Here is a 10012-nt window from a genome sequence, read left to right as displayed (position 1 = left end):
CACCCGGGCCCAACTGGCGGCGTACGACTGGTTTATCTGTTTATAGTTCACCACCTCACCCTCCCCCCGGGGGGGGGCCCCACCCCCCCCCCCCCCCCCCCCACCCCCCCCCGCGCAGCCGACCCGCACCCTCCTCCACCCCGCGCACCCACCGGCCGCGATTAGGCTGGTCAGGTGCAGGTCACCCCGATCCGCCCCCTCCCCGCCCCACCGCCATGAGCCACTACCGGGAACGAGCCACCACCCTCCCCGGCCTGGTTTGCGTCTGGGAACGCTCCGCCGACACCCCGACGACCGGCCGCGTGGTCCCGGACGGCTGCACCGACCTCATGTGGTCCGACACCGGCGCCCTCTTCGTCGCCGGCCCCGACACCACGGGCCACCTCGCGGACATGCGCCCCGGCACCCTCTACGGCGTCCGCTTCGCCCCCGGCGTCGGCCCGTCCGTCCTGGGCGTCCCGGCGCACGCCCTGCGCGACCTGCGCGTCCCACTGGCCGACCTGTGGACCCACCCGGCCCACTTGGAAGACGCCCTGGCCACCGCCACCGACCCGTGCGCCGTCCTGGCCCAAGCCGCCGCCCGCCGGCTCCGCGCCACCCCACCGGACCCACTGGCGCGGGCCATCACCCGAGCGCTCCCGACGACCGTCGCGGCGATGGCCGACGACCTGGGCCTGAGCACCCGCCAACTCCACCGCCGGTCCCTCGACGCGTTCGGCTACGGCCCCAAGGTCCTGCACCGCGTGCTGCGCTTCGACCGGGCGGTGAAGCTGGCGTGGCGCGGGGTGCCGTTCGCCGACATCGCCCACCGCACCGGGTACGCCGACCAGGCCCACCTGTCCCGCGAGGTGAAGGAGCTGGCCGGCGTCCCGCTGGGTCAGCTGATCCGGCCGTAGGCCCGCAACGTCTTCAACGCCTCGATCGTCACGATCGGCCGCCACTCGTAGGTGGTCACGGGCGTCCACGCGCTCCACGGGAACGTCCAGCCGCCGTCGTCCTGCTGCTCCGCCGCCAACCGGTCGAGGTCGCGCGCCATCTCGTCGTCGCCGAACCACCGCCGCGCGAGGCTGTCCGGCGTGGGCGCGTAGTGGTGCGGCTTGTGCGTCTCCCCGACCGCGTACCCCTCGGGCGCCTCCCCGGCACCGAGATCGACCAACCCCTTGGCCCGCACCAACTCCCCCAACCGCTTGGCCGCGACCTCGGCCCGCGCGCGGTCCGGCACGTGGTCCAGGAACCGAGCGCAGGCGTTGACCTCGTACGGGTGACTGTCCTCCAACGAGTGAATCGCCTCCCACACCAACGCGGTCGCCTTGTCCAGCCAGGGGTGCTCGACCCCGAACGAGTGCAACACGCTGGTGGCCAGCCCGGTCATCAACAGGTCGGTCCCGGTGCCGACCTGCCACCACGGCGCACGCGGGTGCTCCCGAGCCGTCTCCAGGCAGTTCGGCAACCCACCGTCGTCATTGGCGACAGAGGCGAAGAACTCCACCGCCCCGGCCACACACGACTCGTCCCCGACCTCCCGCAACAGCGTCAACGCGGTGTAGGTGTGCAACGGCTGACTGGTGGGCCCACGCCCATCGGGCTCCAGGGCGTGCCCGAACCCGCCATCGTCGTTCCGATAGGCCACCACAGCCGCCACAACAGCCCCAGCGTCCCCACCGTCGAACAGGAACGCGAACCGCCGCTGCTCCAACACCCGAGCGTTGAGCCACAAGAAACGCCTGGCCAAATCCACCATGCCCCGACGCTATTCCGCCCACCCGCCCCCGTCTTGAACGGATCGGACATCCCAGCCGTCCGTCATGGACAAGCGGAAGGCACACCGGCGCTCACCGAACCCGACGCGACATCCCCCACCAGGAGTAACCGCGTCGAACTCCCGGACCGCGCTGACCTGCTGTGCCATCATTGATCGGCGGTTGGCGTGAGGGGAGCGCGAACGATGTACGACGCCGAGGGCGGGGGCGGAAAACTCAGCTTCGTGGGCGACACGGTGTCCAAGGCACCCGGCGGCGCCGGTGGCTACGTGGTGTCGCAAACCCACTTCCTAGTGGACCCGGACGAGGCCGAGAACCTGATCAAGGGCTTGGAAGAGGCCCACAAGGAGTTGGCCAAGGCGAGGCGGGCCGCCGACACGATCGCCGTCATGCCGTCACCGGGCAAGGACGCCTACAGCGGGTTCGCGACCCTGAAGATCCGCGAGACCGTCACCGCTGAACACGGCGGCTACGCTTGGGCCAACGAAGAGGCCCGCAAGGCTCTTGAGAAGACGATCCGGAACATCAGAGAAGCGCTCGCCGCCTACAAGAGCACCAACTCCGCGGCCCGAGACGCACTGAAGCCGAAGGACTGAACTCCTTGAACCGCACTCTCCGGTCCGTTCTCGTCGTCGGCGCGGCAGCGTCCGCACTCGCCGCCTGCACTTCGACCGACGCGGGCAACCCGACACCGGCATCGACCACCACGGGCGGCGGGTCCGCCACGACCAAGAGCAGCGCGAAACCGAGCGGCCCGGGAGCGCTGGACCTCCAGAAGTTCACCGGAGACCCGTGCACCATCCTGACCTCGGCCCAGGTCTCGGCGCTCGGCACCTTCGACCCCGCCGAGCGGGAGGACAGCCCTTACGGACCGGGCTGCGCCTGGGTCGGCAAGGACGTTCTGGCGGACTCGACCTACCGGGTCGTCCTGGTCGTCAAGGACGCCACGCTCGACACCTACCGGGAGGAGAACAAGTCCCTGCCGGTGTTCCGGGAGGCCACCGTTTCGGGTTACCCGGCGGTGAGTTACGACAGGGGTAGCGGTACCCGGGACTGCACCACGGTCATCGGCACGTCCGACAAGGACGCGGTCCTCATCCAGACGAACGTCGCCGAAGACGACAAGACGAACGCCGGCAAGCCGTGTGACGCCTCGGAGAAGCTCGGCGTGACGGTCATAGGGAACCTGAAGGGGTAGGCCGTGACTCCTCCCTCAGCACCTGCCGTGGACATGGACCTGCCCGGTCTCATGCTGCTCCAGATGGGCATCGGCGCGAACAACATCTACAGCTGGTTCAAGGACGGCAAAGGCCCGGAGCAGACCACCGACGCCGCCAAGGAGAGCTGGAGCAAGGTCGGGGAGATCCACGAGCAGGTCACCTCCCTGATCGAGACGGCCGTTCGCAACTCCGGCGCGTCCTGGGAAGGCGCCGCCGGGGATCAGGCGCGGGCCGCCACCACGCCGCTGGCCACGTGGTCCGCCGCCGCAGGCGACAGCGCCATGATCGCCTCCCAGGGCACCAGCGACATCAGCTACTCCTTCCGGCACGCCCGCGACTCCGTCGAGAAGCCCGTCGACGTCCCGGACAAGCCCTGGTACAACGGCATGGTCCCGTGGGACACCGACTACGACGACGCGGTCGAGAAGAGCCAAGAGGTCAACTCGCGCAACGTCCAGGTGCTCTCCGCTTACGGCAACGCCGCCAACTCGGCCAGCGCCTCGATGCCCAAGTTCCAGTCGCCCGAAGAGATGGGCGGCGGCATCGAGCCGCCCACTCCCCCGCCGCCGATCACGCCGCCGCGCGAGTGGAAGCCGGTGCCGCCCGAGGACGGTGGTGGTGACGGCGACGGTGACGGCAAGGACCGGACCAACCCGCCGCCGCCCCCGGTCACCCCGCCCCCGCCGAACATCGACGGCGGTGGCGGCGACCTGAAGAAGTCCGAGGTGGTCCCGCCGATCGACCGGCCGGTGCCGCCGCCGATCACCGTGGACCCGCCGCGGACGGGTGACCCGCGTCTGCCCTACGACCCCCGCCTGCCGTACGACCCCAGGCTGCCCTACGACCCGCGCAACCCGAACGACCCCCGCAACCCCAACAACCGGCCGCGCGTGCCCACGCCCGGACCCGGCGGCGGACGGCTCCCGGGCGGGCCCGGTGGACCGGGCGGTGGTCCCGGCGGCGGCCGAGGCGGCGGTGGCGGTGGCGGCGGGCTCGGCCGCATGCCCGGCATGCCCGGTGGCATGGGTGGACCCGGCGGCGGGTTCGGGCCGGGTGGCGGCGCGGCCGGGGTCATGCCCGGCGGTGAGCGCGGGTTCGGGCCCGGCAGTGGCGCGGGCGGCTTCGGTCCCGGTGGCGGTGGCGGACGTGGTGGCGCTCCGGGCGCCGGCATGGGCGGCATGGGCGCCGGCGCCGGCCGGGGGCAGGGCGACGAGGACAAGGAGCACAAGTCCGCCTCGTACCTGCAGGAGACCGAGGACATCTTCGGCGACGGCACGATGGTCGCCCCGCCGGTCATCGGCGAGTAGGGGGAGGACAGTGCTGCGCACCAAGGTGGCGATCCCGGTCGTCGCGCTCTACAACGCCTGGCAGGCCGAAGGGCTGCCGACCCTGCACAACGCGCTGCTGACCGAGGTCGACTTCGACTCCGACCGCCTCGCCGAGGGCGACCTGGGCGGTCTGGCGGACCTCGCGCGGGGCGGCTGGGCGGAGTTGGAGCGGCTCGGCCTGGCGCGCGGCCGGCAGGTGCACCCCGACCTCGGCCGCACGCTGCGGCTCGTCGCCGAGGCCGGCACGGAGTACTACGCGTTCTTCAACGAGGGTGACGGCGACACGCGCACCGCGCTGGTGGCCCAGTCGGGCGACGACGCGGTGCGCGTGGTGCTGCGGCCGGACAAGCACTTCGTGCTCGAACCGGTGCGCCCCGAGGACGCCGTGCAGTCGCTGGTCGCCGCCCTGCCCGAGGCCAAGCCGGGTCGGGGCGGGGTGATCTCGCTGCCCGCGGACGCGTTGGACGACAAGCCGAGGCCGCCGTCGTACAACGAGGAGTACGAGCGCAGCTTCCTGCAGGCGAGCCGGCCCACCGGCGCGCACGTCGCGGAGACCCAGCAGCTCAAGAACCTGTTGGCGGAGAAGCGGACCGGCGGCGGACAGCTGTTCGCCGCCCGCCGCGACCGGTTCGGCCGCAAGCAGCGCTGCGAGGCGCCGCTGACGTTCTTCGACACGATCACCGGCCGGTACCTGTCGGCGAAGTCGAGGGGCGGCGACGGGACCCCGTGGATCACCGTGCAGCCCGCCGACTTCGCCACCCTCCAGGACCGGCTGCGCCGGCTCAGCGACGCCGCAACACCTCGGGGCTGAGCTCGGCCGGGCTGCGGTGCCCGGACAGGCCCAGGGTGAGGTCGAAGTCGGCGAGCAGCCCGCGCAGCACGTGCCGCACGCCGACCTGCCCGCCGTGGGCCAGGCCGTAGGCGAACGGCCGCCCGACCATGACCGCGGAAGCGCCCAGCGCCAACGCCTTCACGACGTCCGCGCCGGTCCGGACGCCCGAGTCGAACAGCACCTCGACCTGCTCGCCCACCGCCGAGGCGATCTCCGGCAGCACCTCCAGCGACGCCACCGCCCCGTCGACCTGCCGCCCGCCGTGGTTGGACACCACGATGCCCTGCACGCCGGCGTCCACGGCCTTGCGCGCGTCGTCGGGGTGCTGGATGCCCTTGAGCACGATCGGCCCGTCCCAGTGCTCGCGCAGGAACGCGAGCTGGTCCCACGACTTGTCGGTGCCGGTGAACAGCTGCACCCACCGTAGGATCGCCATCGGCCGGTCCTCCTCCGGCGGCGCCGCCAGGCCGGCCCGGAACGCGGGGTCGGAGAACGGGATGGCCGTGCCGACGCCGCGCAGGAACGGCAGGTAGGACCGGTCGAGGTCGTGGGGCCGCCATGCCAGCGTCCACGTGTCGAGCGTGACCACGAGGACGGAGAACCCGGCCTTGCGCGCCCGGTCGAGGATGCTCACGCACACGTCCGGGTCGTTCGGCCAGTACAGCTGGAACCACCGCGCCCCGTCCCCGGCGGCCTCCGCGACCTCCTCGATCGTGTGCGACGAGGCGGTGGACAGCACGAACGGCACCCCGAGTTCGGCGGCGGCGCGCGCGGTGGCCAGCTCACCGTCCGGGTGCAGGATCGACTGCACCCCGACCGGCGCGAGCAGCACCGGCGCGGGCAGCTTCGTGCCCAGCACGGACACGCCGAGGTGCCGCTCGGTGGCGTTGGTGAGCATCCGCGGCACGATCCGCCACTGGTCGAACGCCTCCCGGTTGGCGCGCGCGGTGGCCCCGGACCCGGCGGCCCCGGCGACGTACCAGAACGGCCCAGGCCCGAGCCGCTCCCGCGCGGAGGCCTCCAACGCCTCCGGGTCGGTGGTGAACGGCGGCACCTGCCCGGCCAGGCCTTGGAGGTAGATCTCGTTCTGGTACCCGGCGAATCCCGTCATGCGTCCCTCCTCCACATCACGTCCGCCGATCATGCTCGACCCGATCCCCGGCCGCCGCAAGGTCCTCGCCGAACCACCGCCGGGGCAGCAGCCAGGTCAGCCGCTCCGACCGCAGCACTGCCAACGGCCCGATCACCGCCAGCAGCAGCACGTACCCGGCCACGAACGGCGCGACCCGCGAGTCCAGGCCCGCCGCCACCGCCATCGCCGCCAGGACCAGCGAGAACTCGCCGCGTGTCAGCACCGTCAGCCCGATGTCCACGGCTTGCCGCCGGTCGAACGAGTGCAGCTTCGCCGCGAACAGCCCCGCGCCCAGGTTGAGCACGATCGTCACCGCCACCGCCGCCAGCACCGGCAGCACCACGCCGCCCACGGCACCCGGGTCGATGCTCAGCCCGAAGATGAAGAAGAACAGCGCCCCGAACGCGTCGCGCAGCGGCAGCACCAGCTTGTGCACCCGCGACGCCACCCCCGAACCGCCGAGCACCGCGCCGACCATGAACGCCCCGATCGCGTCGGACACGCCCAGCTCGTGCGCCACCGCCGCGCCGGTCACCGCCACGCCGACGAAGCACACCACCAGCAGCTCGTCGTCCATCCGCCCGAACAGCCCGGTCACGACCCGACCACCCCACCGGGCGATGGCCGCGAGCACCAGCAGGAACAGGAACGCCTTGCCGAAGTCCAGCAGCGCCCGCACGCCCGAGGTGCCGCCGAGGACCGGTTGCAGCACCGCCAGGTACAGCGCCAGGAACACGTCCTCGATCACGATGATGCCCATGACCAGCCGGGACTCCGGCCGTCGCAACCGCTGCGCCTCCACCAGCAGCTTGGTCACGATCGCCGACGACGAGATGCCGATCGCCCCGGCCACCACCAGGGCCTCCCGCGACCCCCACCCGAGCGCGAACCCGAACGCCAGCCCGCCGCCGATGTTGAGCGCCAGGTACCCGACGCCCGCGAACGCGAGCTTGCGCCCGCCGGAGACCAGGTCGTCCACGGAGAATTCGAGACCCAGGTAGAACAGCAGGAACACCAGGCCGAGGCTGGCCAGCACACCCATCTCGGCCGGGTCGTCCACAAGCGACAGTCCGGGTGTGTTGGGTCCGAACAGGATGCCCGCCACCATGAACAGCGGGATGGTCGGCAGTCCGATGCGGACACCGGCGCGGGCGATCAGGCCCGCCGCCAGGAACGCGCCGCCGACCGCCAGCAGGGCGTGGCCTGTGTTCATCGTCGAGCCTCCAGCGCGATCGCGACCGGCGCCGCCGTCAGGACGGTCGAGACGGTACCGGCGACGAGCCCGATCAGCAGCGCGGTGGCGAAGTCGGCGAGCGACCCGTCACCCAGCACCAGCAGCGCGGCCAGCACGAACAGCACGCCGATGCCGGTGTTCACCGTCCGCGGCACGGTCTGCAGCACCGCCGCGGACACCACTTGCGCGTACGGCGAGGACCGCCGCGCCCGGCGCAGCTCGCGCACCCGGTCGAACACCACCACCGAGTCGTTCACCGAGTACCCGATCACGGTCAGCAACGCGGCCAGGAACACCCCGTCCACCGTCTTGCCCAGCCACGCGAACGCGCCCACCAGCACCACCACGTCGGCCACCAGCGCGACCACTGTCGCCAGCCCCAACCGCCAGTCGAACCGCACCGCCAGGTACGCCAACTGCGCGGCCACCGCGATGGCCAGCGCCACCAGCGCGTTGCGCCGCAGCTCCGCCCCCAACGACGGCCCGATCAACTCGTCGCGGACCTGCGCGGCCCCGCCCACGGCCCGGTCCACGGCCTCGCCGACCCGCGCGGCCCGCGCCTCGTCGATCGGCCCGGTCCGCACGGAGATCCCGTTGTCCCCCGAGGTCGCCACGACGGCGTCGCCGAACCCGGCCGCCGCCAGCTCGGCCCGTACCCGCCCGGCGTCCAGACCGGACGCGGTGTACTCGATCATCCGCCCGCCGGTGAACTCGACGCCCAGCTCCAGCCCGCGCACGAACAACCCCGTGACCGCCACCACCGCGACCACACCGGCCGCGAGCAGCCACCGCCGGGGCCGCCGGAACAGCTCGAACCCCTTGCCGGCCAGCCACGTCCGCACGCGCCCCAGGTCGTGCAGCCCGCTCCACCGGGGCCGCCGCTCCAGCACCGGCATGACCAGGTGCAACAACACCCGCGTCAGCACCAACGCGCTGAACAGCGACGCCAGGACACCGATCGACAGCGTGACCCCGAACCCCTTCACCGGCCCGGTGGCCAGCCAGAACAGCAACCCGGCGGCCAGCAACGTCGTCACGTTCGAGTCGGCGACCGCGCTCAGCGCGCCCTTGAACCCCTGGTCCACCGACCGCGGCAAACGCTTGCGCCGAGCGAACTCCTCCCGCGACCGCTCGAAGACCAGCACGTTCGCGTCCACCGCCATGCCGATGGCCAGCACGAACCCGGCCAACCCGGGCAGGGTCAACGTCGCACCCACGGCCAACAACGCCGCGTACGCCACCACCGCGTACCCGCCGAGCGCGAGCACCGCCACCAGGCCCGCGAGCCGGTAGACGAACACCAGGAACAACCCGGTCAGCACGATCCCGATGACCGCCGCCCGCGCGCTGGCGTCGATCGCCTCGGCCCCCAACGTGGGCCCCACGGTCCGCTGCTCCACGACCTCCACCGGCACCGGCAACGCGCCCGACCGGATCACCAGCGCCAACTCCCGCGCCTCGTCCTGGCCGAACTTCCCGGTGATCTGCGTGCTGCCGCCGATCATGCCCGTGCCGCACACGACCGACGGATCGACCTGCGGCGCGGAGACCACCTTGCCGTCCAACACGAACGCGACCCGCCTCCGGGTGTCACCCGGTGGGTAACAGGCAGCCTCGGCTGTCACCTTCTGCCACCGGGACGGCGCGTCCCCTTGGAACTCGACCGACACCACGTACCCGGCACCGGCCGAGTTCGGCGCGGCCTGCGCCCCCTTGATCCCCTCACCGGTCAGCACGACCGGTCCCAGCCCGACGGAATCCCCATCGGGCGTCGCAATTTCACCCGGTCCAGTGACCGGCTGCACAGCCAGCTGCGCGGTGCGACCGAGCACCTCGACGGCCTCCGCCGGGTCTTGGACCCCGGGCAGTTCCACGACGATGCGGTGATCACCCGACCGCGCCAACACGGGCTCGGCCACCCCCAACTCGTCCACCCGCCGGCGCAGCACCTCCATCGCGCGGTCGGTGTTGTCGGACGTGGCCTCGGACGGTGTTTCGAGAACGATCTGTGTGCCGCCGCGCAGGTCGAGACCAAGGCGCGGCTGGCTGGTGAGCAGGACGAACGTGGACGCGGCGAGGACGCCGAGGGACAACAGCCCTCGGACGAGCAGCTCTCGCCGCGCGCTGGAGCGCGGCATGACGGGATGACCTCCGGCGGTCAGGAAGGGGTACGGGGACTCAGGAACCGGAGGTCAACGGCGGCGCACGATCACCAAGCGGACTGCTGCCCGCCCGCTCGGGATCACCACGGGTGGGCTCGACGACATCGGCGAACCGCCGGGGCTGCGGTGCGACGTGAACGGGCGGCTGGACGCCGTCGAGCGGCTGGCCGTGGTGCCCCTGCTGGACGGGGTGGATCGTCGCCCGCGTGGTGGCCGTGCCCGGGAGGTGCGCAGCGTCCACCGCGGCGGCGAAGGCCGCGACATCCCCGCGGTCGAGCGCGACGGGCGCGGCGACGACGAACCCGGCGATCAGCGCCAGGACCGTCAGCAACCTCGTCACGACC

10 protein-coding genes are annotated in these 10012 nt (G+C 72.3%); 5 read left to right on the top strand and 5 right to left on the bottom strand.

The window, feature by feature from the left end; translation table 11 throughout:
- Positions 1-215: 215 nt before the first annotated feature.
- The gene (locus AB0A74_RS28700) at positions 216-896 is read left to right on the top strand and encodes a helix-turn-helix domain-containing protein (protein ID WP_358254206.1); all 681 of its coding nucleotides are present in this window, start codon (positions 216-218) and stop codon (positions 894-896) included.
- Here AB0A74_RS28700 and AB0A74_RS28695 read toward each other — a convergent pair.
- A complete protein-coding gene (locus AB0A74_RS28695) occupies positions 878-1741 on the bottom strand; it encodes a hypothetical protein (protein ID WP_358254204.1) in 864 nt (287 codons plus the stop codon). The two genes, AB0A74_RS28700 and AB0A74_RS28695, sit on opposite strands and share 19 nt — an antisense overlap.
- Before the next feature lie 204 nt (positions 1742-1945).
- Here AB0A74_RS28695 and AB0A74_RS28690 point away from each other — a divergent pair, with 204 nt between their 5' ends.
- The 4 genes from AB0A74_RS28690 to AB0A74_RS28675 are packed head-to-tail and all read left to right on the top strand — an operon-like array spanning position 1946 to position 5119.
- The gene (locus tag AB0A74_RS28690) at positions 1946-2356 is read left to right on the top strand and encodes a hypothetical protein (protein ID WP_358254203.1); all 411 of its coding nucleotides are present in this window, start codon (positions 1946-1948) and stop codon (positions 2354-2356) included.
- A 5-nt stretch (positions 2357-2361) separates the two neighbouring features.
- Entirely contained in the window at positions 2362-2958 is a 597-nt protein-coding gene (locus tag AB0A74_RS28685; RefSeq protein ID WP_358254201.1) for a DUF3558 domain-containing protein, read from the top strand.
- 3 nt (positions 2959-2961) lie between these two features.
- Positions 2962-4287 carry a hypothetical protein gene (locus tag AB0A74_RS28680; protein ID WP_358254199.1) on the top strand — a complete coding sequence of 442 codons (1326 nt, stop codon included), beginning with the start codon at positions 2962-2964 and terminating at the stop codon, positions 4285-4287.
- A gap of 10 nt (positions 4288-4297) precedes the next feature.
- Positions 4298-5119 (top strand): ESX secretion-associated protein EspG, encoded by an 822-nt coding sequence (locus AB0A74_RS28675; RefSeq protein WP_358254197.1) that lies wholly within the window; start codon positions 4298-4300, stop codon positions 5117-5119.
- Here AB0A74_RS28675 and AB0A74_RS28670 read toward each other — a convergent pair.
- The 4 genes from AB0A74_RS28670 to AB0A74_RS28655 are packed head-to-tail and all read right to left on the bottom strand — an operon-like array spanning position 5091 to position 10008.
- Positions 5091-6251 carry a lactate 2-monooxygenase gene (locus AB0A74_RS28670; RefSeq protein WP_358254195.1) on the bottom strand — a complete coding sequence of 387 codons (1161 nt, stop codon included), beginning with the start codon at positions 6249-6251 and terminating at the stop codon, positions 5091-5093. The two genes, AB0A74_RS28675 and AB0A74_RS28670, sit on opposite strands and share 29 nt — an antisense overlap.
- A 16-nt stretch (positions 6252-6267) precedes the next feature.
- Positions 6268-7485: a cation:proton antiporter gene (locus tag AB0A74_RS28665; RefSeq protein WP_358254193.1), complete on the bottom strand. Its 1218-nt coding sequence runs from the start codon at positions 7483-7485 to the stop codon at positions 6268-6270.
- The gene (secD, locus tag AB0A74_RS28660; RefSeq protein WP_358254191.1) at positions 7482-9644 is read right to left on the bottom strand and encodes a protein translocase subunit SecD; all 2163 of its coding nucleotides are present in this window, start codon (positions 9642-9644) and stop codon (positions 7482-7484) included. Before secD ends, AB0A74_RS28665 begins: the two co-directional genes overlap by 4 nt.
- A gap of 40 nt (positions 9645-9684) precedes the next feature.
- Complete coding sequence (locus tag AB0A74_RS28655; protein WP_358254189.1) at positions 9685-10008, bottom strand: hypothetical protein; 324 nt, start codon at positions 10006-10008, stop codon at positions 9685-9687.
- Positions 10009-10012: the final 4 nt, after the last annotated feature.

It is taken from the genome of Saccharothrix sp. NPDC042600, assembly GCF_040647305.1.
GTDB classification, from domain to species: Bacteria; Actinomycetota; Actinomycetes; order Mycobacteriales; family Pseudonocardiaceae; genus Actinosynnema; species Actinosynnema mutabilis.
The sequence above is the reverse complement of the archived record's forward strand: the minus strand, read 5'-3'. Positions and strand labels throughout refer to the sequence as shown.

What these genes read in the sequence shown, in the direction of transcription:
- AB0A74_RS28665 (WP_358254193.1), bottom strand. Translation starts at nt 7,485, where the DNA reads ATGAACACAGGCCACGCCCTGCTGGCGGTCGGCGGCGCGTTCCTGGCG.
- secD (WP_358254191.1), bottom strand. Translation starts at nt 9,644, where the DNA reads ATGCCGCGCTCCAGCGCGCGGCGAGAGCTGCTCGTCCGAGGGCTGTTG.
- AB0A74_RS28700 (WP_358254206.1), top strand. Translation starts at nt 216, where the DNA reads ATGAGCCACTACCGGGAACGAGCCACCACCCTCCCCGGCCTGGTTTGC.
- AB0A74_RS28670 (WP_358254195.1), bottom strand. Translation starts at nt 6,251, where the DNA reads ATGACGGGATTCGCCGGGTACCAGAACGAGATCTACCTCCAAGGCCTG.
- AB0A74_RS28695 (WP_358254204.1), bottom strand. Translation starts at nt 1,741, where the DNA reads ATGGTGGATTTGGCCAGGCGTTTCTTGTGGCTCAACGCTCGGGTGTTG.
- AB0A74_RS28690 (WP_358254203.1), top strand. Translation starts at nt 1,946, where the DNA reads ATGTACGACGCCGAGGGCGGGGGCGGAAAACTCAGCTTCGTGGGCGAC.